The organism is Paenibacillus sp. FSL W7-1279, assembly GCF_037969845.1.
Taxonomy (GTDB): Bacteria; Bacillota; Bacilli; order Paenibacillales; family Paenibacillaceae; genus Paenibacillus_AQ.
The window spans coordinates 2,634,662-2,657,909 of record NZ_CP150215.1 but is presented as its reverse complement, the minus strand read 5'-3'; the positions used below and the strand labels follow the sequence as shown (position 1 = coordinate 2,657,909).

Here is a 23,248-nt window from a genome sequence, read left to right as displayed (position 1 = left end):
TGTTTGATTATCCACAGCATCCCCCTACCCTTCACTTACTACGGACCGGTACGTGCTTAGCCGTTTCAGGAACGGGTCCAGCATACCGGCGTACGGGCTCTCTCCTACACGGTTTGCCAGCAGCAGCTGTACGGCATTTACGGACTCGCGCAGCTTGTCCAGCAGTTTCTCCGAAACCTTGTGCTTCAGGATCAGCTTCCTCCAGTCCTTCATATCCGTTTTCTTGCCAACCAGCATCTTCCGTTCCTCGTCGCTCCCTGACTCGATCAGATGCCAGTACACGTAACCACATCTGCCGACTTCAGGCGTCGCACAGCGTTCCATCTCCTGCACAAGCGTCTCACATTCCGTAATTTCCTTGAGCAGCTTCTCCCATGTTTCTTGTACGGACACTTCAAGCAGCGGAGTAAAAGAAAGAAACAGCTGCATATTCAGCTGTACCGTTAGCCGTAGATATTCTTCAGAAGGCAGCAGCGTTTTTTTCATTTTGCCGTATAATCTCATCTTCATCACGTTAACATCGCTGACAGCCTTGCTAAGAAGCGAGATGACAGCAATTTCGCCCTTTAAGGCAAGGAGTTGATAAAAACGGCTGCTGAAATAATCCCCTGCAAGCACTTTTAACTGCCGGGATCGCATCATCGCCTCTCCTTGATTGCCCTCCGTAACGTCGATGCTCTCATGCGTATCGAGTCCCACCTGAACCAGTGAGGTAACCAGTGCGTACAATTCTTCATGTCCGGCAAGATTTCGTCCCGAATCCTTTAAAAATATGTATAGCAAATGAACACGGGCATCCGGAAAATTCGGAAGTTCCGTGTGGTTCTGAATCATATCATAATTTAAATATTTCTCTGCCAGTTCTGGTACGCGATACGATTTCATTCTCAGCCTCCGTGCACTTGATGTTCTTTTGTCCAATTGAGCCCACAATCCAATCTATTATAACACATGTTCAAGGCACGTACATGCCCTGTCATCTACTATTTTACCCCTTTCAAGGCCTGCTGAACTGCTTTAGCCAAAGATTCGTAAATGTCAGGTTAAGAGGGGCCGCAACGGATGGCGGAACATCGCCGTTCTCAAGCTGGGTTAGAGCTTCTGCATTGCGCAAGTCCCAGGCATCCTTGCTCATGTTCGAAGCCAGCAGCAGATACCGCTTCCCTCCCCAGCGATCGATGGCTACCACCCTTAGATACAACTGCTGCACATTATCCGTTCCTTCGAAGGTAAATGACATAATGCTGGCGATATCCTCATATACCTCGGCGGCCGTTTCCGGGGGGTCGCTTAATTTGATATCCAGCGTCAGGGCGCCTTCATCATAATCTGCCCGGCTTATTTTCAGATGAAGAGGAAGATTCATTAGGGAGTCCACGAGTTTGGCATCGCTTAACTCCCGACTGTGATAGGGAATCGCCGCTGCCACAGCGCCGACCTTATAACGGGCTTGCGATTGAAGCCCCATTAACATTGCGAGCATGATAAATGCTATCGCCGCGGGCAGGAGTACGGCTCGTACGGATTGCCAGTGCTTCATGTCCTAAACCTCCTCTATTCCTAGTTTCTTCTGCTCCTCATGAGTCCATACCTCATTGTATAAAGAAAAAAAGCAGGCTATGCCTGCTTCAGGTAAAACGAGCCGATTCGGTTTAGAATAACGATCGAGATGTCCATGCCACGGCTACTCCCAGCGCAGCGATCCTCGCCAGATTCATGAGGACGAAATTTTGCACCGCGATCACAAATGTCTTCTCTTTGGAAGGATGGGCGGTGAACAGTGCGCTTTTTTTATAAACCGGGACAAGGGTGACGAACACCAGAAGAATTAACACGGGATGCACCTTCATCAGGAGAAGAGCCACCAGATCCAGATAAGCAAGGCAGTACAGAATTCGGAACAGCTTTAGAGATGGCCTGAATCCTATATATACGGGCAGCGTATACCGCTTGTTCTCCATATCCTCATCCATGTCGCAGATGTTGTTGGCCAGCATGATGTTGGCAATCCCCAGAATGGCCGGCAGTGATACCACCAGCAGCAGCAGTACCTCGGGAAGGTTCACCTGAAGGGACAGAACGCCGCCCTGGAGATCCAGAACCGCCAGATGGCCACCCTCGGCATGGATCCATGCCGAAATAAATAGGATGACAAATCCCATAAACAATCCGGAGAACAGCTCGCCTAGCGGCATCCGCGAGATCGGAATCGGTCCGAACGAATATAATATCCCTACGGCAAAAGACAATCCCCCCAGCAGCAGGATTAACCAGCCCGTAGATAAGAACAGCGCAATCCCTGCACCAACGGCTGTCAATAGCAGTACGATGATGACGGAGACGACCGCAGGCTCCTTGAGGTTATAACGTACAATGGCATTGTGCTGCTCGTAACCGAACCCGTTCTTTTTAATCGCTTTTTTATAGTCGTAATAGTTATTGATGGCCGTCGTTGCCATATCAAACGACAGCAATGATGCCAGCATCAGGGCAAAATGATACCCATCGAACTGCTGAAAACGAAACAATGCATACAAAGTGCCGAACAGGAACGGAATCATGCTGGCTACCTTTGTCTGTATTTCCACCAGTTTAAAAAAAGCCCGGATTCCCATGACCATCATCCTTTATCCAATTGATCTGATTTCAGATTAAAGGATTTCATGGCCGTGGTCTGTTGGAATTGTACTTGACAAACGAGTTTACAAATGTGACGAATGTTACTTTTGGAGCAAGATCACATTTATTCCGGGATCTTCTGATCCTTCCGCCTGCGGCTCCAAGGCGTACCCAGCAGCGGCAGCGCCCAGCGGTCCAGACCATACCAGCCCGCCACTTTCCAGGCCATTACGAGCCAGGTAGCCAGGATAAACAATAATGGATTGGAGCTTACCGTGCCCGCGAATAAAAAGCTGGCATTCATTAATCCACCGAAAAACGCGGCAATCCCCGTCAGCAGACCCAATATCAGCCCGAGTCCGACCAATACCTCACCGAAGGCCACCATATACGAAAACAGCTTGCCGTTAGGGAGCACAAATCCTTCGAGAAAAGAAGCATACCATCCCGTGACGTCCTTCCCCTCTTCCGCCTTAGCCAGCGCTCCCCCGACAAATCCCTGAATGGCCGCTCCGGCTTCGCTTCCCGTCCAGGCTTCAGCCGTCAGCTTTTTCAATCCCGACGTTAACCAGGCGTATCCGAGATACAGCCTCACAAGCAGCCATATCCACGCCGAGCGCGTACTGCTGAACAAAAACATGGATACCGGATTTTCAGGGACCACGATATACTGTCCGTCTCTGTATTGTTTAGCCATGATTTCTTCAAACATCCTTTCGTATTTTTATTCATTTCCGCTAGTATATACAACGTTCTCGTATCCAACAAGGATACCTTTAACAATTCGTTAACACACAATTCATCCATAGAAACATCAAACATAAAAAAGCCCCACCAATTTGGTGGGGCTTAGCCATAGATATTAATCCTATTCAGATGCCGGATTCAATTTTCCCGTGCTTGGTCATGACCTCTGCTTTGCCGCGTATTTTCACCGCAGACGTATGATCCGTGAACTGGGCGATAATGACCTCGCCTTTGTCCAGCTTCTCGGTATGATGAAACCGGGTGTCCTGACCGCGGGTAAGGCCGATCACCTGCACGCCATGGTCCAGCGCTTTGACGATAAAATAATCCCCGTTTTGAACGTTTTCCATTTTTCAGACCTCCTCACCGTAAGCTAAAAGAAAAGGCCGTGAACGAATTCACGACCTGTGCTCTTAGGTAATATGTAGAAATCTTTATTTGATTCCGTCTTTGAGCGCTTTACCAGGTTTAAATGCAGGAATTTTGCTCGCAGGGATTTCGATTTCTTCACCTGTTTGCGGGTTGCGGCCTTTGCGTGCGGAACGCTCGCGAACCTCGAAGTTGCCAAAGCCGACCAGCTGTACCTTATCTCCACTTTGCAATGCTTCGGAGATTGCATCGAAAACGGCATCAACCGCTTTAGTTGCATCCTTCTTGGAAAGCTCAGTAGATTCAGCTACTTGTGTAATCAGATCCGATTTATTCATTCTTTCACCTCCCTAACAAGGAATGTGCTCCACTTGCTATTCACTGTTTCCGTTTTACCGCAAATTATACGTGCAATCGGGTATTTTACCCCTATCTCGCGTTTAGAATGCATGACGCGGAACAAATTTATAGTAATACAGCCATCTCATAATTTCAAGCGTTTTGCTTTGCCAGACCAAAGAAAACACGAAAAACAGCCGCTAATCGGGACTTTAGACCCGTTAGCGACTGCGTATTCAACACCTTACCTGCACTCACTTAAAGAATAATCGCGATCAAACCGCCGGAACCTTCGTTGATGATGCGACCCAAAGTTTCTTGTAATTTATATCTTGCATTGTCAGGCATCATCGCGATTTTGCCTTGAATTCCTTCACGAACGATCGAGTGCAGCGAGCGTCCGAAGATGTCGGATTCCCAAATTTTGATCGGATCGTTCTCGAAATCCTGCATCAGATAGCGCACAAGCTCTTCACTCTGCTTCTCTGTGCCGATAATCGGCGAGAACTCGGATTCCACGTCGACTCTAATCATATGGATGGAAGGCGCGGTCGCTTTCAATCTTACCCCGAAGCGAGTGCCTTGACGGATAAGCTCAGGCTCATCCAGCGCCATCTCAGCCAGGGAAGGAGCAGCAATACCGTAACCTGTCGTTTTAACCATTTCAAGCGCTTCTGCGAAGCGGTCGTATTCCCGTTTGGCGTGGGAGAACTCCTGCATCAGCTGCAGCAAATGATCTTTACCGCGAATCTCGACACCCACAACCTCCATCAAGATCCGGTCATACAGTTCGTCAGGTGCAAAGAGATCAATCTCGGCAACGCCCTGACCCATATTCATGCCGCTAAGGCCGGCATGGTTGATGAAGTCATACTCCATGAACTGGCTGACCACCCGATCCACGTCACGCAGACGGCGGATATCTTTCACGGTATCTCTGACCGAGTTCTCATAGTTGCTGCGCAGCCAGTGGTTCTCGTTAAGCACCATAACCCAGCTAGGAAGATTAACGTTCACTTCATGCACTGGGAACTCATATAATACTTCACGAAGAACGCCGGTTACATCATCTTCGGTCATCGTGGCTGCACTCAGTGTCATCACCGGAATGTCGTATTTCTCTGCCAGCTCATTGCGCAGCTGAAGCGCTTCTTCGCTGCGTGGACGCGTCGAGTTAATGACCACCACGAATGGCTTGCCGACTTCCTTCAGTTCCTCGATGACGCGCTCCTCAGCCTCAACATAAGAGCTGCGCGGAATTTCCGCAATGCTTCCGTCTGTGGTGACAACGACGCCAAGCGTGGAGTGTTCCTGAATGACTTTGCGGGTTCCGATTTCTGCCGCCTCCTGAAACGGAATCGGCTCTTCGAACCATGGCGTCGAGATCATTCTCGGACCATTCTCATCTTCATAGCCCTTAGCGCCTTCAACGGCGTAGCCTACACAATCCACCAGTCTGACGTTGACCTCAAGACCTTCCGTAACTTTGATCTGTACCGCGTTGTTCGGCACGAATTTCGGCTCGGTTGTCATGATTGTTTTCCCAGCAGCACTTTGAGGCAGCTCATCGACAGCTCTTACTCGATCCGCCTCGTTCGTAATGTTCGGGAGAACAACCGTCTCCATAAACCGCTTGATGAAGGTTGATTTTCCCGTACGGACGGCACCGACAACACCTAAGTAAATGTCCCCTCCGGTCCGTTCGGCAATGTCCTTAAAAATGTCCACTTTTTCCAAAAGAGATCCCCTCCTCAAATTACTCCGAAGGAAAAATGCTTTAAGAGCATCCGCTTCGTGTTCCACTCATAGCCAAAGCCATTGCAACAGATGAGCAGCCTTTACAATGTCGCCAGCATCCCGCCGCCGGTATTCCATGAGTTTTGATGGAAACGGCAAAGCGGCGTAACTCGTACATGCATTTGGACTAGTAACATCATATGTACCGGGTTCAAAAATATGACGGTTGCCCCTTAAAGTCCGTCCAGTTTTTTTTAAGATATCGAATAGGCCTATACCAACTAGACACCGCCATCGAATACCGTAAAGAAAAACTACCGCTGGGGCGCGGGTTTGTCTTCATGCTGCGCGCCTTCAGACGTTTTCGTATGCCTCATGATGTGGGCAACCGGCTCTTGCCCGCACTACTCTTTCAGATTATGAATATGCGCGCACTTTAATAGATATTCCAAAGAGATTCAACCATTTTCAAAAATATCTATCAAAGAAGGTTCTCAAGGAAAAAATGCAAACCGCCTCTATGCTTTCGTGTGCTCGTTCTTCAGGCATATATCGGTAACCATACAGGGTCAACAAAAATACCCGCCGATAACGGCGGGTATAGGTTTAGGATAGCGGCTGAGCAACGGGCTGCCCATCCTTCCATGTATAAGGTACGGATTTTACCGGGACATAATAGGATTCCTTCTCCAGAAACACCCGCAAATCCTCTCCTTCTTGCGGATCGGAACCGTTCTTCTGGATCGCCTGCATAATATCAAAGGCATAATCGGCGTACACCGTTCCCTCTTCATCCATCATAAAGGTCATCTCCTGACCTGAGTATACACTCATTAATCTAACGGATTTGGCTTCGGTCTTGGACAGGTCCACCGCGGTATATCCCGGGTAGAGGGCTTCCCCTGCGGGAAGCGCGTTGTCATGCGCCATTTTGTACAAATTAACGGCTCTCTGAACGTCATTCACCTTCTGGGCCGTGTTCAAGTCCATAACCTTCACGGTTGGCTCCGTTTCCTCATTAATAATGAGAAAATATCCACTGCCGCCCTTCTCAAATGCCGTATCCGGGATTTGGTCAATGTATCCCCGGTTCTTCAGCTGATCAAGGTCGACCCGGTATTTCTCATACCGTGGAATTTCCGGACCTGCCGTAATCATCGGCAAAATGCCCTGTTCTTTATAAAAATCATCTACGGCCGATTGTATCCGCTTGACACTTTCCCTATATGAAACCTTGTTCTCCTGCAATTTCTCGTCAGGATATAGACAGCCTGTCAGCAACATCGGAAACAGCACCAGGACTAAGACGGCAGACATCCGCTTCGAACGGCCTGCCGCTTGGGTCATCCAAGTGTTCATACTCAACTAACATCATCCTTCGCTATAAGAGGTTGTTCAAAAAGTCGGATTTTGATTAGAAAACCAATCGAGGCAAATTCAAGGCAGAGCGACCGCGATTCAGAAGTAGGTTTTCTTGCGATATAGAATTTCATCAACTCCGTTGATAACTTATAAATCCTATATCTAACACGAAGTGAATCAAGAAGCCACTCGGCATCGAATCTTGAATTCAGCCGGGCCTACGCAGATGCTTTCGAAGTATGTTTCCTGCGGAAACATTTCAGGTGCTCACGTACAAACAACGTACGCTCCGCTCCTGACGTCCCTAGCTTCACTCAACTGAAGCGTTTTGAAAAAACGCACATCGGAAGCATAAGCCTCGGTGCTGAAAACCGATCTTTTTGAACTCGCGCTTTAAATAAAGTCATCGGACTCCCGATTTCTCGCCGCTTCCAGCTGTTTGCGTATCGCAGCTTTGAGCGGATCCTCGGGAATCATTACCTTGATATGATTCGTGATTCTCGTCTGGCAGGATAGCCGGTAGCCTTGTTCAATCATCGAGGTCCCCAGCTTCCTGATTTCCTTGGGCTCCGGAGCGGAGCAATGATCGCGTTCCTCGCTCGGGACGATGATCTTGCACATCAAACAACCGGCCTTGCCTCCGCAGCGGGTAGGAATACGTACACCGGCCCGACGCGAGGCATCCAGAACGTTTGTGTGCGGACGAACCTTGACCTTTTTCTGATCCGGTTGAAATATTACCTCGTAGTCCAACGATAAACGCGCTCCTTTTCTTATGTACACCTTCTGCCATATTCCTTGGCTGCTTTTACTCAGTACTCCGGTTAAAGTCCGGTTAATCGTTTCAAAACCATTCGATGTTCCCCATGCAGCTGGTTCCGGCTTAATAACTGCAGAAGAAGCGGCATATGATGGTCCATGTCCCGCAGAATCACTTCCGCAATGGCGTCGTATCGATCCGGCCTGTCCCGAAGCACATTAAACACAAGTTCATGGGATAACGGCATCAGCCGTACCGTGGCGCCCTGTATTTGACTCTCTGGTGCTGCAGGATACAGCAATTGATCGATCTCAACACAGTAGGAGGATCCGTTTGATTTCACTTCAAATCCGCCGACCAGTTCAATCGGGACTTTCTCTATTTCATAGTGGCTCAGAATCGAAGAATATATCCCTTCTTGGTCCAAGCGGGGAGCATCCACGGCCATAGAAGCCAGCGACTCATGTAAAGGCTGTACGCCCCCAGTATCGGTATATATATCGATATCTCTCGGCGGTTTGTCCAAAGTTACATCCTGAAGGAGCAAGCTGCAGCTTCCACCGAGCAGCCAAGCCACAGGTACCTGATTCAGCTTGTGAATGGCGGTAGCTAACACACTCTCCAATTCCGGCAGATCATTCAGCGTCATGCTGCACCCCTTTACCGTATCGTCCCGGATTGGCTTCCTACGTTATATGATGGAGGCCAGTCCAATAATAAAACCGAAAATCATCATCATAAAGGCCACGAATGACAGCGCGCCGCGCAGAAACCCCTTGGTCTTGCTTCGCGCAAGCGTAACCACTATGACGGACAGTGCCATAATCAATAACGCGACTAGGGACAGCCACATCTTTTGCATCGGATCCATGTCACGAAACTCTCCAATCTCTCATCAATTTCAACCTATTATATCACGAAAATGATAGCGCCTCACCTCAGGTATGTCGAAAAAAAGAACAAAAGCCGCTATCCAATCCGGAGCGTCTTTTGTTCAACATCATCATCGTATCTTATTTGTTCATCATCATTTTCATCAAGGCTTCCATATTGCTCGGATTCATGCCACTCTTCTTCACCGCGCCGACAATCTCCTGGATCGTGTCCTCACTAACAGGTATGTTCGCCATCGAAGATACCTGCTTGATCAGCTGGCGGAGCTGGGCTTCATTTTGCATTGTAGACGGCTTAACCGTGCTAGCCAGCTTATTGACAGCCCCTGAAGAAATTTTCTTGCCGCTTTTCTTGTTAATCGCATTGAGTACATCCTTGTGAAAGCTTTTGCTCATTTCCACCCCTCCTCCGACATCCTCACATCAATATATGAGTCAATCATCGGAATGGTGAATAAGCTAGGTGTGCCATTGCTCCCAAGTTTCAAGCGGCATCATTTCCATCTCTGTTTTGGGATCCCGGCCCATCAAGGCTTCTACGGCGATCCGGGGATTCCGGTCTTTAAACAACACATGGTACAGTTGGTCGGCAATCGGCATCTGTACGCCGTATTTCTCGGAAATGGCATGTGCGGCTTGGGTCGTGCGTATTCCTTCCACAACCATACCCATGGAGCCCAGAACCTCATCTAACTTCTTCCCCTGACCAAGCATCGAACCAGCTCGCCAGTTTCGGCTGTGCTGGCTGGTGGCGGTAACCACGAGGTCACCGATTCCCGCAAGCCCGGCAAACGTCAGCGGATTCGCGCCCATTTCCATGCCGATTCGCAAAATTTCTGCCAAACCTCTCGTAATAAGCGCTGCCTTGGCGTTGTCACCAAAACCGAGTCCGTCGGACATCCCGGCCCCTAAAGCTATGATATTCTTCAAAGCCCCGGCCAGCTCTACACCGATCATATCCCGGTTCGTGTACACTCTGAAATACGTGTTCATGAACAAATCCTGGGCGGCTACTGCCGCCTCGGCATCCAAAGACGCCACAACAACCGTTGTCGGGCAGCGTCTGACCACTTCCTCCGCATGGCTTGGTCCTGATAATACCACTACGCGGCCTTCCTCGCAGCCAAGCTCCTCGGATATGACCGTGGACATCCGCTTCAAGGATTCGATCTCAAATCCTTTGGTTGCGTGAATCACCAGCATGTCTTCGGTCCAGTACTGCTTCAGCTGGCCCGTGACCTCCCGCATCGCGGACGAAGGCGCAACAATAACTACGGCTGCAGCCGAAGTGACCGCCTCTTTCATATCGGTCGTAGCGCGAATATTCGGTGGTAGCTCCACTCCGGGTAAATAACGGGTGTTGGTATGCGACTCGTTGATTTCACGAGTCTGTTCCTCCGTTCTTGTCCAGACGACCACATCCAGATCATTTGAAGCGAGAACACTTGCCAAAGCGGTTCCCCAACTGCCTGCCACCAGAACAGCGACTTTGTCAGACAACGCGCTTCCCTCCTTTGTCCTTTCCTTTTCCAGAACCCAGCTTGTTTTCACGCCCCTGCACAAGCTTCACGATGTTCGAGCGATGCCGCCAGAAGGCGAATATGCATATGATCAAGCTCGTCCAAAAGATCGGCCACGAATAATCCGCGATCAATAGAAAAACAGGGGTAAGCACTACAAATATAAGGGAACCCAAAGATACATAACGGGTAAAAACAATGGATAGAATTGCGATAATGCCTGCTATAAACGCTGGTATAAAGCAAAGCGTAGCAAGCACCCCAATGGCTGTTGCAATCCCTTTGCCGCCTCGAAAGCGGAAGTATAGAGGCCAGTTATGACCGATAATGGCCGCAATACCGCACAATCCCGGCAGCCACGCATTGTCTCCCCCGAGCCATCGTCCGATCCAAACCGCAGCGATGCCCTTAATTACATCCAAAGCCAATACCAGTATGGCAGGTCCCTTTCCCAGGACGCGAAGGGTATTGGTTGCCCCGGCGTTGCCGCTGCCATGCTGACGAATGTCAATCCCTTTCAGGATTTTGGCAAGCAGTACGCTGAAGCTTACTGATCCGAGTAAATAACTCACTACTATCGCTACGATCTCCAAAATCAAGCTATTCTCCCCTAACTCTCATCAGACTTTCTTCGAGTAAATATCCTGATGGGTGTACCTTCAAAGTCAAACGCGGCCCGAATCTTGTTCTCAAGGTAACGCTCGTATGAGAAGTGCATCAATTCCGGATCGTTGACGAATACGACCATGGTCGGCGGCTTGACTGCAACCTGTGTCGAATAGTTAATACGCAATCTTCTTCCCTTATCCGTTGGAGGCGGATTGATGGCAATCGCATCGGATATGACATCGTTAAGGAGATGCGTCTGCACGCGCAGCGAATGCTGATCAGCCACATGCTTAACGACAGGGAGCAGCTTCTGCAAACGCTGCTTTGTTTTGGCCGACAGGAAAACAACCGGCGCATAGGTCATGAACAAGAAATGATCGCGGATCTTTTTCTCGAACTGCTGCATCGTTTTGTCATCCTTTTCGACCATATCCCATTTGTTCACAACGAACAAAGAGGCTTTACCGGCCTCATAGGCATAACCGGCAATATGCTTGTCCTGCTCGATGATGCCTTCTTCCCCGTTGATGAGGACGAGAACGACATCCGCACGCTCGATGGCACGCATGGCGCGCATGACACTGTATTTCTCCGTGGTCTCATAAACTTTCCCGCGTTTGCGCATACCAGCCGTATCGATGAGCACATACCGCTGCCCATCCTTCTCAAACGGCGTGTCAATAGCATCGCGAGTGGTACCGGCTACGTCACTGACAATGACGCGCTCTTCTCCCAAAATGGCATTGACCAGAGAGGACTTGCCCACATTCGGTCTGCCAATCAGGGCAACTCGAATAACATCCTCGTCATATCCATCGTCTTCGAGTTCCGGCAGATTCTCGACCACAACGTCCAGCAGGTCGCCGATCCCTGTGCCGTGACTGCCCGATATTCCGACAGGATCGCCAAATCCGAGGGAATAGAACTCATAGATATCATCAACACGCTTCAAATTATCCACTTTGTTTACGCTTAGTATGACAGGTTTACCTGAACGGAACAGAATCTGTGCAACTTCCTCGTCCGATTGGGTAACCCCTGTCTTGGCATCGCACATAAATACGATGACGTCCGCTTCTTCAATTGCAAGCTCGGCCTGCATGCGGATGGATTTCAATATCATGTCATCGCCGTCGATTTCGATACCGCCGGTATCAATGACGCTGAACGCTTTACCATTCCATTCGGCACTACCGTAAATCCGGTCACGGGTAATACCCGGTTTATCTTCAACGATGGCTAATCTGTCGCCAATCAATCGGTTAAATATGGTGGATTTACCGACGTTAGGCCGTCCAACGATAGCCACTACGGGTCTTGCCATAGTCACTCCTCCTGTCAATTCTTACGATTATCATCATAGCAAAAAACGTTACAATTGGCTAACCTTTCATCTTTATTTCTATTATGCTCTACCCCATGTTACAACATCCGTAAACGTTCGTCCCCTAAAAAAACAAATGGCGAACCCAGATTTCTGGGTTCGCCGACTTCGTTATGATAGGTCAATAGACCGAACAAAACTGTTCCCGGGCTTACTTGAATTTGCTCAGCTTATCGCCGAAACGCTCTCCAAGCGTAACGCTCATGCCTTGATTGTTCAAAGAAACGTTCGGGTTGTCTTTCAGGTCGATTTTAGGACCTTTGGACGGTTTTTCAGCGCGTGGAGCTTGAGCAGGCGCTTCTTCCGTTTCTTTGATGCTCAGGCTGATACGCTGCTCAGAAGTGTTGATATCAAGCACTTTAACCTGAACTTCTTGGCCTTCTTTCAATACTTCTTGCGGTGTACCGATATGCTTGTGGGAGATTTGGGAGATATGAACCAAACCTTCAACACCTGGTGCCAGTTCAACGAAAGCACCGAAAGTAACCAAACGTTTAACAACGCCTGTTACAATGTCGCCCGTGTTGAATTGCTCGCCGGCTGTTTCCCAAGGACCTGGAGCGGCTGCTTTGATACTGAGGCTGATTTTGCCTTTTTCAGGATCTACTTTCAGTACCTTCACACGCACTTGATCGCCTTCGGACAGTACATCGGCAGGCTTGTCGACGTGGCTCCAAGCGATCTCGGATACGTGAACCAAACCGTCTACCCCGCCAACATCAACAAATGCTCCGAATTGCGTAAGGCGTTGTACTGTACCTTCCAGCACTTGGCCATCTTGAAGCTCGGACATCACTTTTTGTTTGTTGGCTTCGAACTCTTCTTCAAGAACATCCTTCTGGGAAAGGATCACTTTGTTGTTCTCGCGGTCCAGTTCCTTCACTTTCACGCGAAGCGTGCGGCCTTTGTAGTCGCTGAAATCTTCAACGAAATGACGCTCTACCATGGATGCAGGAATAAATCCGCGTGCACCCACATCGGCTACGAGTCCGCCTTTAACAACGTCAGCCACCGTTACTTCGAATACGTCCTGATCCGCAAAATGCTTCTCAAGCTCTTCCCACGAATTCTCAGTGTCGATCGCGCGCTTGGAAAGAACCAGGCTTTCCTTATCGTCGTTAATGCTAACGACTTTGCACTCTACCTCTTGGCCAACCTGAACCGCATCAGATGCGTTATCAAGCTGTACAGAAGACAGTTCGCGAACAGGAATTACGCCGTCATATTTATATCCAATGCTTACATAAGCTTGGTTGTCCTCCAGTTTGACGATCGTCCCTTTCACGGTGTCCCCTTTTTTCAAGGATACGATTTGGTCCAGCTGCTCTTGGTTTTCTACAGCCTCTTCATTTCTTGTTTCTTCCGACATGTCAAATAACCTCCTCAATTCAAACCCCATTTATTTAAACTCGCATTCGCGAAGTTCAAAACATAATTGCTGTAGTATCTTTCCAATCTCCCCATGCTTTTTATGCATGGAACGAAATAAATCAGTTCACGGTTGGCTTGCCGCTTGCGCGCATTTCGTGAATCTTGGCCATGATCAACTCGGTTGCTGCATCCAGCGCTTCCGGTGACTTGTCACCTTCAAACCGTGATAGATCCACAGGGGCACCATAGATGATTTTCACTTTGCGAAAAAGCTTGTAATCTCCAATGATCGCAGCCGGTATGACCGTCGCCCCGCTGCGGAGAGCGAAACTAGCTGCACCCCGTTTGGCCGCAGTCGAATCGGAATTGCGCGTACCCTCAGGAAAGATACCCATGATCTCGCCCGTACGCAGAATCGTGAGGGCGGTTTTGATCGAATCTTTGCTTACTCCCCCGCGCTTGACCGGAAATGCTCCAAGCTGACGAACCAGCCATCCGAACACCGGAATGTTGAACAGTTCCGCTTTGGCCATGAACTTAACCTGGCGCTTGACGTGAATGCCCACAGATATCGGATCTCGAATGCTAATATGATTGCTACAGATTAGCACGCCGCCTTCTGAAGGAATGTTATGTACGCCGACAGATTCAAATCTGTAGAGAATAGCGAACAAACCGCGGACCACCGCTCTGCAAAAAACATAAATCATGCCCATTTCTCCCCATCCCACTTAAGTTTCGCAATATGAAAGAATTGCCTCCACAACCTGATTGATATCCATATGTGTCGTATCCAGTATGATGGCATCCTCTGCGCATCGGAGGGGCGACACTTCACGTTCCTGGTCAAGCCTGTCACGTTCTGCGATATCTCTTTCCAGTTGTTCCAGCGATATGCCTTCATCACTCAACTCATTGAAGCGGCGGAGAGCTCGTTCCTTGACACTGGCCGTCATGAAAATCTTCACCTCAGCATCCGGCAAAACGGTTGTGCCGATGTCACGTCCATCCATGACAACGCCCTTATCTTCCGCCATTTGCTGCTGTAAACGGACAAGCTTTATCCGCAAACCCTCGATTCGTGCATATTGGGATACCACTGCACTAACCTGATGTGAACGAATATACGGCGTGACGTCTTCCCCGTTCAGCCAGACCATTTGACCATTTTCATGCGGTTTTAATTCAATCACCATATTTTGTGCATGTTGAAGCACTTTTTCGGGATTTTCTGGAGAAATCCCTTGGTTCAGCATGAACCAGGTGACTGCCCTGTACATGGCTCCGGTATCCACGTAGATGTACTGCAGCCTGCTGGCTACCATACGCGCTACGGTGCTTTTACCCGCGCCTGCCGGACCGTCGATGGCAATATTAATTCTGTCGCGATAACCTGTCCCCTGCGTAACCAACGGGGCATTCCTCCTCAAACATCTACCTCGAAATCGAAAGGGCTTACCATCCGTTGCGGACGGGATCACCGTTTCTCTAGTGAAAATATATAAGACAGCGCAGATGAAACTAAGGCGTAATCTTATATTTCAAGAAAAAAGCAGGCGCCCGCCTGCGACGTGAAAATTATACCACACTAGCTAGAGTGATGCAAAAGAGAAGGGGTGTTTTCCCCCATCCAATCGTTTACATTTGGCTCGTTAACGGGAACACCCTCCATCTGCTGAATTGGCGAGATATAGGGCCGGCTAGGCTCATAATGCAATAGGAGCTGGGTGATCACCAAAGCAAGCACTAGTCCGATTAGCAGCTTAAGCAGCATGTGCCCGTAGCGGTCATGCAGGGCTTGTCCCTGCTCGGATTCCTTAACTTCCAGTCCTGTTTTTTCGAGCAATTGGTCGTGATCGTTTACGACTTCTGACATGGCTGACAGTTCCTCCCGCACAAAATTTTCGGATAGTGTGCCACCGGCTTGTCCCTTTTATGCATTAACGGTTGCGAAAATCAAATTGTCTCTCAAAACAATAACGAATCAGCTTCTGGCGTTCCATATCTGCAATCTGATTAAACTTCAGCATTACGATGCTTCGGTTGGTTGGGAGCTCCTTCACCCTTACAACCTCGCCTTCAAACGGGACATGCTCCACGGATCCGTTCTTAAACGGGATGAGGATCCAGCAAGACAATATACTCCCTTCCGCAAACGTTTGATCCGGCTGCAGATGAAAGGATACGCCACCGCCGCCAACATCGTCGGTTTTGGCTAAAAACTGGCCGCCGTCTTTGGTCATAACGGCTACCTCGAGCTCGGCTTGCACCCGTAGGAAGCTTCTTCTCTGCACCTTCGTAATTTGATCCTGCTCCGGCTTCTTGATGCGAACCAGACGGATAATATCCTCATGGTGGCTAAGGACGTGGGAATTGAAGAAATTCTTGACTCCGCCTTCCGTTAAAAAAAATGCGGACAGCTCGTCCCCGATATACAGCTTTTTCAGCTTGCCCGTCCCTTCCTGCAGCGGAACCTCCATATACATCGATTCGTCATCCATGTCGGAAATGCGGGATTTATAAACAATATTAGCTTCCTTCTCATCCCCCGTATCCAACTGGATATAGAGGACATCGTTAATCTTTGGATACAATGCGCTCACCCACTAATTCATCATAATCATTATGTTCCATTATATCACGGGATCCCACGGCCCATAGGACAAAATCTTCAAATCAAGGTCGATTCATGTCCATCCTCGGGAACTCGGGACTCTCCACCTTGCTTTTAGTTACTTCATCCAAACAAAAAAAGCCGGTTCAGGAAATCTCCTGAACCCGGCTTGCATCATACAGTGCTTTACTTATTTAATTCCTGACTGTGCATCCTTCACGACCTCGACCGTTTCCTCAAGGCCGGTATCCGAGTTAATGTAAATCCGATACTGGGCTCCATTAATCCGCCCGCCGAATTCATAACACAGAGTATCCTCGGAGCGGTCGTTTTTGATTAAGGCTTTACGGTGATAGAGCACTTTATACTCAGGATTCAAGACCTTCTCCGCTTCGGCAAGACTAAGTTTCGGCTGCGGGATTTCTCGCTTGATCTGATGCTCGTATACAAAGTCGCTGGCCTGGAATCCAATGACATCCCCATTGTCCATAGCCGAACGAACCGTGATTTTCTCAGGATAAATCAGCACGCCATCCTCTTCACGAACAAAGGAAAAGTTAGCCAGGTTGTCATATTGGTCCGCCGAAACCACCGTCATGTCGGAATAGCCTTTTTTCGTCAGAAATTGCTGGGCTTTGTCGATTGCAGTTTGAACGGACGCTTGCTTGGCACCCACATTCCGCTCATCCGTATAGGAGATCAGCTGGCCGCCTTTTTCGGTAAAGTCCATGCTGAGCATATGACCATTCGGATGCTGTACCTTTGCTGTATACGATACCCACTCGGTGCCGTTTCCGTTCTTCGTCACTTGCACTTTGGCATCATTGCCTCCATCCGAGAACTTCAGCGCTTTGCGTTTCACATCCTCTTCCGATATCGGCATGCCTGCCAATTGCTTCACGGAGCGGCGGTTATAGATGCTGCTTACCGATGGTCCCCAGTCAAGCTCAGGGTAGGACTCCACCTTCTTATCCACCGTTTTGAAGCCGTCAATAATGGAATTATCTTCGACTTTATTGGTAGCCAGTGCCGTCTCTACATCCATCCAGCGCAAACTGTTTGTGATAACCTTGTTTTGCACATGCTGCAAATCCTTCGTGATTTCGCCGGAGTTGGCGTACAAGGATTTCAACGTTTTGACCTCATTCTCACTGAGCGGCTCCTTCGTTAAATCACGCACACCTGTTTTGTAAGCAAAATTAGAAATTCGGGAAAGGAACTCTTCGGTCTTGTTGAAGGGAAGGAGCGTAAGCGGCAGCTGGCTGATCTCATTTTGAGCCTCGCTGGTTAGGCGCCATACATTCATCAAGCCCTTGCGATGCATCCCTTGGGAGGTAGAGCTCACCGCGAGCGTATTGCCGAGCTCGGCATGAATCCTGTCCATATTGTACGACAAGTCATGGAATGCCCGTTGGTATTGGTTCTCGGCATTAATCAATATGGCGTTTTTCTCTTTATTCTCTTGATAACCCCATACCAGAGCCCCGATCAATAAAATTGTGGCCACAGGAAACAGGATAGCGCTTAATCGTTTGTACATGATGCGATAGTCTCCTTTCTTCTACTCACTGCCGTTAGTTTGACTAGAAGAAAGAAGTCTTATGCATTTCTGTATAATTCCTTCATCCCTCAGAAATCTTCCTCAATCTCGAAGTGATCGCGGTTGTTGCACAGACACTGCTTAAATCCGGTTTCGATCCGGCCCTGTTCCTTTTTTCCCCGCAGCACAAAACGTTCACCGCAATCTTTGCAAAGAATTTTCACTTTTACACGCAAAAAAAGACACCTCCCTTTCTATGATTCCCTGGCTGTCAGCCGAGGTCTATAGAATGAAGTGTGCCCTGATTTGTTAAGTGTTAACCTCTTCCTCCCGCTTAATGAATCGGAAAGGAGAACGGTTGTTAGCTCTAGAGATTTTGCCCATGCCGCCATACCATAGCAGCACCATAAGCGGTACGATGAACCATACCCATGTGTGGGTCAGCAGACTCAGAATCAGGTCGTACAAACCATGCCACATCCAAGGCAGGAACAAGGATAGAACGAGGAAGAACCTTCTTCGTTTTCCTTCCGTGAATCTCGCATGTCCCATGTAGTATCCCATGATGACGCCAAACATCGCGTGTCCCGATACGGGCAGCAGTGCCCGCAGGAACATCGGTCCAAAGGCTGCCTGGCTGTACCAAGCGTAAAGCAAATTCTCTACCGTAGCAAATCCAAGCGATATCGCCACTGCATAAAGGATGCCGTCATAAGGCTCGTCAAATTCCGTATGGTTAAAAATAATATGATACATTACGAACCATTTCAGAAATTCCTCAACACCCGCCGAAACGAGCAATGAGTTGACTACCGGATTGTCGCCAAGCCATAGTATCATTCCCCGCTGCAAAATCATAACCGGGAAAACGATCAGAACCCCTAACATGAACACCTTGATCACCATGTGCAGGGGCTCTTGATCATACCTATCTTTCAGGTAAAAATACGTGAGCAATGCGATTCCCGGCGCCAAAGCTGACGCAATTACCGAGAACACCAGCACTAAAATTCCCCTTCCGTTAGTTGCGGGCCTGAAGTCCGGCACGCACGCCCACCTTAATTATTGCTGACGCTGGAAGTGTGTACAGATAACCTCAATCGCGTGCTGAGGCATTACTTTCTTACCGTATTCATCCAGCATAGCCTCCGTTACTGAAGAGGATTCACCGAATTCAGCCAGCATTGCAATAACCGCCGGCAGCTTCTCGCTATCCAATTCCTCAGGATCGAAGTACAAAAACCATTTATCCATATAGTGATAGAGCTTACCCGCTCCGCCTACAAGGTCCTTCAACATATGCGATGCTTCAATGAGCACTTCAAAATCCTGAAAAACATAGACGATAGTATCACTTTGATCCAGCGTTACTTCCATTTCATAAATCTCGTCCGGCATATCTTCTTCGGACAAGCCGCCGAAATGATGATCGTATTTCCCTCTCGTCACAATAACCACCATGCCCTGGGCAGGCAGTGCAAACACCTCAACGGCAAGAGGTCCGGTGGCATCAAATCCGAGCTCACTGTATGCCTGATCCATCATCTCCGTAAACAGGTCATAAACTTTCGGTATTTCCTGCCACATCTCTTCCTTCTGGATCCCACGCTCACTCAGATCGTCAAACGTGAGGAAAATCCGTATCTTATCTTGACTCAAACGCTCTATTTTCATGACAGGATCCTCCTTACGTAAACAAAAGTTTATAACAAATTATGATGTCTGGATTATGACGTGATAAAAATGGTTTTATATAATTGATTTTATCATTTAATACCCACAAATGCACGTAAATATGTAACTGAAGAAAAAAGAATCATTCACAGGGATTCGTGTGGCCGCTCCCCGAGAATGATTCAAAATGGTTCATGCCGTTTACAAACCCGGTATGACGGTGTGGGTTTCTTTCAAAATCTGTTCGACTTCGTTCTTGACATCAGGGTTGTTTCGGATAAAATCCTTGACTTGCTTCAGGTTGGCAGCCTTCGAATGAGTCGATGTCTGTACCCCTGCAGTTCCATTGGAATGAGTGGAATCATGTCGGCCTGAACTGGGAGACACGCTTTCTTGGCTCGAGCCGGAATACTGCTGGCTCTTCGTGCCCTGAATTTTACTCATCGCGGTATCCGCGAATCGACCAAGATTCGCATCTTTCATCATTGAGGAGAAGAACCTGCTGTTATTACGGGAAATCATCCGGCATGCAACGGCGCCGATAATGACACCATATAGAAATGACGAAGTCTTCACAAATGATACCTCCTTCTATGATAAACTCGAGATTATTGTTCTCGCACCGCCAGGAACTCATGCTACATAAATACAGGAAAGTGAGATGGAATCATGGTTAGAACACGAACAGTACTTCTGCTGGCTTGCTGCCTTATGCTCAGCGCTTGCGGCAACAACGGAGTTGATCAGAAGCAAGGCACGGCCACGGAAGTCGGTAATGACAGAGCAACGCAGCAAAATGAAACCTCTGGACAGGCGTCCGCTCCGAAAGAAGGTACCGACAAGTCAACCGACACGGACAAGCCTGAAGCCGAGCCTGAAGTAGATACTCCCGCGGACCCATCGGATGAAGCTGTCAAGAGTCCCGATGCCGAGGCGCCGACTGAACCGAAGTATCACATGAATAAGGTGTATCGCATCGTCCCCAATGATGATACCGTACCCGAAAAAGTGGTGCTGCTCACATTTGACGACGGTCCCAAGGAAGAAAAAATGATCAGCCAAATGATCGATACGCTCGACAAACATAACGCCAAAGCGATTTTCTTCGTGAATGGATACCGCGCAAAGGAACATCCTGAACTGCTGAAGCTGATCCATGACCGCGGTCAAATCATTGGGAATCATTCCTGGGACCATATCGACCTGAAAAAAGAAAATAAACAGACGGTAAAGAAACAGATCGGCGATGTGCAGCAAATCGTCAAGGAAGCGACCGGATCGGAACCGAAGTTTTTCCGTCCTCCGTTCGGCTCAGGCGGAGATATCGTCAAGGAAGTTGCCCTTAGTCATGACCTGCTGTTCATGACCTGGTCCAACGGTTCGCTGGATTGGGAAAGCAAAAGCAAAAACAAGCCCGAAGCCGTAGTCAGCAATGTGCTCGAGCAGCTTCACCCCGGCAGCAACATTCTGATGCACGAGCTTCCGTGGACCGTAGAGGCCCTCGATACCTTACTTACCAAGCTTGAAGCCAAAGGATATGGCTTCGTGGATCCGCGACAAATCGAACCTAAAATAAGATAATCCGGGAAAACACAAAAACCTTAATTCTGCCGTCACCATCTGACGATCGAATTAAGGTTTTTTGCGTAATGTAATCACATGGTATTCTGCGGGACATTGCAAGCGCAGCGGGATATGGGAAGTACCGAATCCCCGGCTGATCAGCATCCTGGAAGAATGTTCGGTTTCGCCCGTCTTTCTCGGCAGTGCATACCATCCGGATTTAAACTTCTTGTAGAAGCGCGTCAGACGAACGGCTCCGGCCAACGGCAGCACGATCTGTCCCCCATGGGTATGTCCTGCAAGCACCAGATCCCCATGCACCACATCCTTGTCCTTGATCCATATCGGATCATGCACCAGAATGATGTGATACTGGTCTTCGGCTGCATTCCCCCGAAATCTTGTGTAAGGGTGTTTCCGGCTGGCTGGCTGCCTTACACCGCTGAGAACAATTAACTCGTTACTCCGTTGTAACGTAACGGTCTTGTCATTCAGCAGCATAACGCCGCTCTCCCGCAACGCTTTACGGACAGCGTCCTTGCCTGCATTGAGATCATGATTCCCCAGGACGGCATAGACGGGTGCGATACGGACCAGCACCGACATGTTATGCCTCAACCGCTGAAGGGGCACTCCTCTTTCCGTGATATCTCCGCCAAGCAGTACGCAATCCACCGATGAAAGATTGGATAATAGCTTCTCTTCTGACAATTGTCTGCGATGTATATCGGTGATGAACAATATCCGAAACCCGTCAAACGAGTGAGGGATACGTTCGGATACGACTTCTTCCTCACGCACCCGATAGCCCCTGGCCTCAGCCCTCATCCAGCCGATAGCGCCTGCACCGAGTGCCGCAGCACCTGCTATCCACATCAACACACTCATAATAACTCCTTTAACAATTCCTTTAATGGAGGTGCTCCGATAAGTCCCCACCACAGAAGACCTACCATTAACAATATGAAAATGACGATCAATGAGTTCACAAACCATTTGCTCATTCTTACGCGGTACGAGGAATATGTATTCGTGCGTTTAGGAGCAGACGCTTCTTCCTCTGTTTGACGCTGACGTGACCGGGTCGATCTCGAACGGCTCAAGCCGTCCGCTGTTGTGCTGCTCTGGGGCTTTTGCTCCACGGAGCTTGCTCGGGGTGGCGATTTAGATCGACTCCGCGTTTCATCCGCTTGTTGCGGCTTCGCTGCCGTTCTTTTTTCTGATTGAGCCGTTGACTTGTTTTTGCGGCTTTTATTTCGGCTCTGATGTCGCTGCATTCTACTAAGTTCGTTCATGTTCCTCTTTCCTCCGAAACCGAATCAACATTCCTGATATGAAATCAATCAGAAAATGGCACAGGATTGGTGCCCAAATGGTACCCGTTTGAATATAGACGTAGCCCAGACCGTAACTGCTTAGGAAAACCCACCCGGTTGGAAGCCAATGCTTTAAATATCTGACATGAATAAGCGCGAACAAAATACTCGTCCAGTACGGTCCGAACGCATGCTGGATAGCTCCTCGAAACAATAACTCCTCGCAGATGGATACAACCAAAGCTATAACAAAAATATGCCAAACCGGCCTTTTTCGGAACAGCATTTCATTGATTCCGCCATCGTCCATACTATCCTCTGATACAAACCGGGATAAAACAAAATCCACTACGAGCATGGCGGCAGCAAGTCCGAGCCCCCAATAAACGAACTCGATATCCTTCGGAATGACAAAGAGCCCAAACGGATTCCTCTGCTGAAACAGGATCCAGATCAACCCTGCAATAAGTGTCAATGCTTGGGTAAGATACAGATTAATAAGCAGCAGCCGATCGTTTAATTGGTGGGCTTCGATTCTTTTTACGCGTATTTTAAATTTTTTCATAGAAGATGGGCCTGTCTTTCATCTTGATTTTTAAGATTATCATCGTATACAACCATAGTAATTTCAGAATCATTGAATCATAGGCGGGCATATGCATCATAGCAAATTAACGGCATGACATTCAAGGCTATCCCTTGTTTCTTCCCCTACTTTAAGGCCTATGAGCGAAATAAACACCTATTGACACAATGTTAGAGCCATGATACATTATGAAAAAATTAATCTGTGAAAACCGATGATGGAAAAGAGATGCTGTAACGTCCTCA

29 protein-coding genes and 1 other annotated feature (1 of these 30 only partly in view) are annotated in these 23,248 nt (G+C 48.6%); of the genes, 1 reads left to right on the top strand and 28 read right to left on the bottom strand.

The features are described from left to right. Nucleotides 1–24: 24 nt before the first annotated feature. From MKY82_RS11710 to MKY82_RS11590, 25 genes are all read right to left on the bottom strand, one after another. Entirely contained in the window at nucleotides 25–885 is an 861-nt protein-coding gene (locus MKY82_RS11710; protein WP_216530968.1) for a heptaprenyl diphosphate synthase component 1, read from the bottom strand. 112 nt (nucleotides 886–997) lie between these two features. Continuing rightward, nucleotides 998–1,540 carry a hypothetical protein gene (locus tag MKY82_RS11705; RefSeq protein ID WP_220685883.1) on the bottom strand — a complete coding sequence of 181 codons (543 nt, stop codon included), beginning with the start codon at nucleotides 1,538–1,540 and terminating at the stop codon, nucleotides 998–1,000. 112 nt (nucleotides 1,541–1,652) lie between these two features. Then, complete coding sequence (locus MKY82_RS11700) at nucleotides 1,653–2,615, bottom strand: 1,4-dihydroxy-2-naphthoate polyprenyltransferase (RefSeq protein WP_194541928.1); 963 nt, start codon at nucleotides 2,613–2,615, stop codon at nucleotides 1,653–1,655. Nucleotides 2,616–2,743: 128 nt separating this feature from the next. Continuing rightward, nucleotides 2,744–3,316: a DoxX family membrane protein gene (locus tag MKY82_RS11695; protein ID WP_339296120.1), complete on the bottom strand. Its 573-nt coding sequence runs from the start codon at nucleotides 3,314–3,316 to the stop codon at nucleotides 2,744–2,746. A gap of 175 nt (nucleotides 3,317–3,491) precedes the next feature. Beyond that, nucleotides 3,492–3,716, bottom strand: coding sequence for a trp RNA-binding attenuation protein MtrB (gene mtrB, locus MKY82_RS11690; protein ID WP_071223937.1), 225 nt, complete (start codon nucleotides 3,714–3,716; stop codon nucleotides 3,492–3,494). Nucleotides 3,717–3,800: 84 nt separating this feature from the next. Beyond that, nucleotides 3,801–4,073 (bottom strand): HU family DNA-binding protein, encoded by a 273-nt coding sequence (locus MKY82_RS11685; RefSeq protein WP_006209463.1) that lies wholly within the window; start codon nucleotides 4,071–4,073, stop codon nucleotides 3,801–3,803. 259 nt (nucleotides 4,074–4,332) lie between these two features. Then, the gene (gene spoIVA, locus MKY82_RS11680; protein WP_071223935.1) at nucleotides 4,333–5,811 is read right to left on the bottom strand and encodes a stage IV sporulation protein A; all 1,479 of its coding nucleotides are present in this window, start codon (nucleotides 5,809–5,811) and stop codon (nucleotides 4,333–4,335) included. A 606-nt stretch (nucleotides 5,812–6,417) separates the two neighbouring features. Continuing rightward, entirely contained in the window at nucleotides 6,418–7,170 is a 753-nt protein-coding gene (locus MKY82_RS11675; protein WP_220687470.1) for a hypothetical protein, read from the bottom strand. Nucleotides 7,171–7,566: 396 nt separating this feature from the next. Continuing rightward, complete coding sequence (locus MKY82_RS11670) at nucleotides 7,567–7,926, bottom strand: 2Fe-2S iron-sulfur cluster-binding protein (RefSeq protein ID WP_220685885.1); 360 nt, start codon at nucleotides 7,924–7,926, stop codon at nucleotides 7,567–7,569. Between the two features lie 71 nt (nucleotides 7,927–7,997). Beyond that, entirely contained in the window at nucleotides 7,998–8,582 is a 585-nt protein-coding gene (locus MKY82_RS11665) for a hypothetical protein (protein ID WP_220685886.1), read from the bottom strand. A gap of 42 nt (nucleotides 8,583–8,624) precedes the next feature. Further along, nucleotides 8,625–8,804 (bottom strand): DUF2768 family protein, encoded by a 180-nt coding sequence (locus MKY82_RS11660; protein ID WP_071223929.1) that lies wholly within the window; start codon nucleotides 8,802–8,804, stop codon nucleotides 8,625–8,627. A gap of 142 nt (nucleotides 8,805–8,946) precedes the next feature. Next, complete coding sequence (locus MKY82_RS11655; protein ID WP_006209456.1) at nucleotides 8,947–9,222, bottom strand: stage VI sporulation protein F; 276 nt, start codon at nucleotides 9,220–9,222, stop codon at nucleotides 8,947–8,949. Nucleotides 9,223–9,285: 63 nt separating this feature from the next. Beyond that, nucleotides 9,286–10,326, bottom strand: coding sequence for an NAD(P)H-dependent glycerol-3-phosphate dehydrogenase (locus MKY82_RS11650; protein WP_220685887.1), 1,041 nt, complete (start codon nucleotides 10,324–10,326; stop codon nucleotides 9,286–9,288). Next, complete coding sequence (plsY, locus tag MKY82_RS11645) at nucleotides 10,319–10,945, bottom strand: glycerol-3-phosphate 1-O-acyltransferase PlsY (protein WP_071223926.1); 627 nt, start codon at nucleotides 10,943–10,945, stop codon at nucleotides 10,319–10,321. The genes MKY82_RS11650 and plsY overlap by 8 nt, the downstream gene beginning before the upstream one ends. 11 nt (nucleotides 10,946–10,956) lie before the next feature. Beyond that, nucleotides 10,957–12,279, bottom strand: a complete 1,323-nt coding sequence (der, locus tag MKY82_RS11640) for a ribosome biogenesis GTPase Der (RefSeq protein ID WP_071223925.1) — start codon at nucleotides 12,277–12,279, stop codon at nucleotides 10,957–10,959. Nucleotides 12,280–12,490: 211 nt separating this feature from the next. Continuing rightward, nucleotides 12,491–13,708 (bottom strand): 30S ribosomal protein S1, encoded by a 1,218-nt coding sequence (gene rpsA, locus MKY82_RS11635; protein WP_071223924.1) that lies wholly within the window; start codon nucleotides 13,706–13,708, stop codon nucleotides 12,491–12,493. Between the two features lie 121 nt (nucleotides 13,709–13,829). Beyond that, the gene (locus MKY82_RS11630; protein WP_127594155.1) at nucleotides 13,830–14,420 is read right to left on the bottom strand and encodes a lysophospholipid acyltransferase family protein; all 591 of its coding nucleotides are present in this window, start codon (nucleotides 14,418–14,420) and stop codon (nucleotides 13,830–13,832) included. A 21-nt stretch (nucleotides 14,421–14,441) separates the two neighbouring features. Next, a complete protein-coding gene (cmk, locus tag MKY82_RS11625) occupies nucleotides 14,442–15,122 on the bottom strand; it encodes a (d)CMP kinase (protein WP_071223922.1) in 681 nt (226 codons plus the stop codon). A gap of 176 nt (nucleotides 15,123–15,298) precedes the next feature. Next, on the bottom strand, nucleotides 15,299–15,586 hold the full coding sequence (locus MKY82_RS11620; protein WP_194541923.1) for a DUF5359 family protein: 288 nt from the start codon (nucleotides 15,584–15,586) through the stop codon (nucleotides 15,299–15,301). A 64-nt stretch (nucleotides 15,587–15,650) separates the two neighbouring features. Beyond that, a complete protein-coding gene (locus MKY82_RS11615; RefSeq protein ID WP_233354810.1) occupies nucleotides 15,651–16,313 on the bottom strand; it encodes a flagellar brake domain-containing protein in 663 nt (220 codons plus the stop codon). A gap of 201 nt (nucleotides 16,314–16,514) precedes the next feature. Beyond that, nucleotides 16,515–17,864: a germination protein YpeB gene (gene ypeB / locus MKY82_RS11610; protein WP_194541922.1), complete on the bottom strand. Its 1,350-nt coding sequence runs from the start codon at nucleotides 17,862–17,864 to the stop codon at nucleotides 16,515–16,517. 89 nt (nucleotides 17,865–17,953) lie between these two features. Beyond that, nucleotides 17,954–18,100 carry a hypothetical protein gene (locus MKY82_RS11605; protein WP_181469710.1) on the bottom strand — a complete coding sequence of 49 codons (147 nt, stop codon included), beginning with the start codon at nucleotides 18,098–18,100 and terminating at the stop codon, nucleotides 17,954–17,956. A 73-nt stretch (nucleotides 18,101–18,173) separates the two neighbouring features. Beyond that, a complete protein-coding gene (gene prsW / locus MKY82_RS11600) occupies nucleotides 18,174–18,869 on the bottom strand; it encodes a glutamic-type intramembrane protease PrsW (protein ID WP_194545126.1) in 696 nt (231 codons plus the stop codon). A 57-nt stretch (nucleotides 18,870–18,926) separates the two neighbouring features. After that, nucleotides 18,927–19,538: a genetic competence negative regulator gene (locus MKY82_RS11595; protein WP_194541921.1), complete on the bottom strand. Its 612-nt coding sequence runs from the start codon at nucleotides 19,536–19,538 to the stop codon at nucleotides 18,927–18,929. Nucleotides 19,539–19,739: 201 nt separating this feature from the next. After that, nucleotides 19,740–20,114 (bottom strand): hypothetical protein, encoded by a 375-nt coding sequence (locus MKY82_RS11590; protein WP_194541920.1) that lies wholly within the window; start codon nucleotides 20,112–20,114, stop codon nucleotides 19,740–19,742. A gap of 93 nt (nucleotides 20,115–20,207) precedes the next feature. Between MKY82_RS11590 and MKY82_RS11585 the strand changes: the two genes are divergently transcribed. After that, nucleotides 20,208–21,119, top strand: coding sequence for a polysaccharide deacetylase family protein (locus tag MKY82_RS11585; RefSeq protein ID WP_339223065.1), 912 nt, complete (start codon nucleotides 20,208–20,210; stop codon nucleotides 21,117–21,119). Between the two features lie 51 nt (nucleotides 21,120–21,170). Here the strand turns inward: MKY82_RS11585 and MKY82_RS11580 are convergent, their stop codons facing one another. From MKY82_RS11580 to MKY82_RS11570, 3 genes are read right to left on the bottom strand one after another with little or no spacing between them, the layout of a single operon-like run. Then, nucleotides 21,171–21,989 (bottom strand): metallophosphoesterase, encoded by an 819-nt coding sequence (locus MKY82_RS11580; RefSeq protein ID WP_220685890.1) that lies wholly within the window; start codon nucleotides 21,987–21,989, stop codon nucleotides 21,171–21,173. Beyond that, nucleotides 21,986–22,396, bottom strand: coding sequence for a hypothetical protein (locus MKY82_RS11575; protein WP_220685891.1), 411 nt, complete (start codon nucleotides 22,394–22,396; stop codon nucleotides 21,986–21,988). The genes MKY82_RS11580 and MKY82_RS11575 overlap by 4 nt, the downstream gene beginning before the upstream one ends. Next, nucleotides 22,383–22,982, bottom strand: coding sequence for a CPBP family intramembrane glutamic endopeptidase (locus MKY82_RS11570; RefSeq protein ID WP_071223912.1), 600 nt, complete (start codon nucleotides 22,980–22,982; stop codon nucleotides 22,383–22,385). The genes MKY82_RS11575 and MKY82_RS11570 overlap by 14 nt, the downstream gene beginning before the upstream one ends. A 226-nt stretch (nucleotides 22,983–23,208) precedes the next feature. Then, nucleotides 23,209–23,248: a binding site (T-box leader), on the top strand; it runs 191 nt beyond the window's last position.

Coding starts and splice junctions, on each gene's coding strand:
- MKY82_RS11710 (WP_216530968.1), bottom strand. CDS start 885: ATGAAATCGTATCGCGTACCAGAACTGGCAGAGAAATATTTAAATTAT.
- MKY82_RS11705 (WP_220685883.1), bottom strand. CDS start 1,540: ATGAAGCACTGGCAATCCGTACGAGCCGTACTCCTGCCCGCGGCGATA.
- MKY82_RS11700 (WP_194541928.1), bottom strand. CDS start 2,615: ATGGGAATCCGGGCTTTTTTTAAACTGGTGGAAATACAGACAAAGGTA.
- MKY82_RS11695 (WP_339296120.1), bottom strand. CDS start 3,316: ATGGCTAAACAATACAGAGACGGACAGTATATCGTGGTCCCTGAAAAT.
- mtrB (WP_071223937.1), bottom strand. CDS start 3,716: ATGGAAAACGTTCAAAACGGGGATTATTTTATCGTCAAAGCGCTGGAC.
- MKY82_RS11685 (WP_006209463.1), bottom strand. CDS start 4,073: ATGAATAAATCGGATCTGATTACACAAGTAGCTGAATCTACTGAGCTT.
- MKY82_RS11675 (WP_220687470.1), bottom strand. CDS start 7,170: ATGAACACTTGGATGACCCAAGCGGCAGGCCGTTCGAAGCGGATGTCT.
- MKY82_RS11665 (WP_220685886.1), bottom strand. CDS start 8,582: ATGACGCTGAATGATCTGCCGGAATTGGAGAGTGTGTTAGCTACCGCC.
- MKY82_RS11660 (WP_071223929.1), bottom strand. CDS start 8,804: ATGGATCCGATGCAAAAGATGTGGCTGTCCCTAGTCGCGTTATTGATT.
- MKY82_RS11655 (WP_006209456.1), bottom strand. CDS start 9,222: ATGAGCAAAAGCTTTCACAAGGATGTACTCAATGCGATTAACAAGAAA.
- der (WP_071223925.1), bottom strand. CDS start 12,279: ATGGCAAGACCCGTAGTGGCTATCGTTGGACGGCCTAACGTCGGTAAA.
- rpsA (WP_071223924.1), bottom strand. CDS start 13,708: ATGTCGGAAGAAACAAGAAATGAAGAGGCTGTAGAAAACCAAGAGCAG.
- MKY82_RS11630 (WP_127594155.1), bottom strand. CDS start 14,420: ATGATTTATGTTTTTTGCAGAGCGGTGGTCCGCGGTTTGTTCGCTATT.
- MKY82_RS11620 (WP_194541923.1), bottom strand. CDS start 15,586: ATGTCAGAAGTCGTAAACGATCACGACCAATTGCTCGAAAAAACAGGA.
- ypeB (WP_194541922.1), bottom strand. CDS start 17,864: ATGTACAAACGATTAAGCGCTATCCTGTTTCCTGTGGCCACAATTTTA.
- MKY82_RS11595 (WP_194541921.1), bottom strand. CDS start 19,538: ATGAAAATAGAGCGTTTGAGTCAAGATAAGATACGGATTTTCCTCACG.
- MKY82_RS11585 (WP_339223065.1), top strand. CDS start 20,208: ATGGTTAGAACACGAACAGTACTTCTGCTGGCTTGCTGCCTTATGCTC.
- MKY82_RS11580 (WP_220685890.1), bottom strand. CDS start 21,989: ATGAGTGTGTTGATGTGGATAGCAGGTGCTGCGGCACTCGGTGCAGGC.
- MKY82_RS11575 (WP_220685891.1), bottom strand. CDS start 22,396: ATGAACGAACTTAGTAGAATGCAGCGACATCAGAGCCGAAATAAAAGC.
- MKY82_RS11570 (WP_071223912.1), bottom strand. CDS start 22,982: ATGAAAAAATTTAAAATACGCGTAAAAAGAATCGAAGCCCACCAATTA.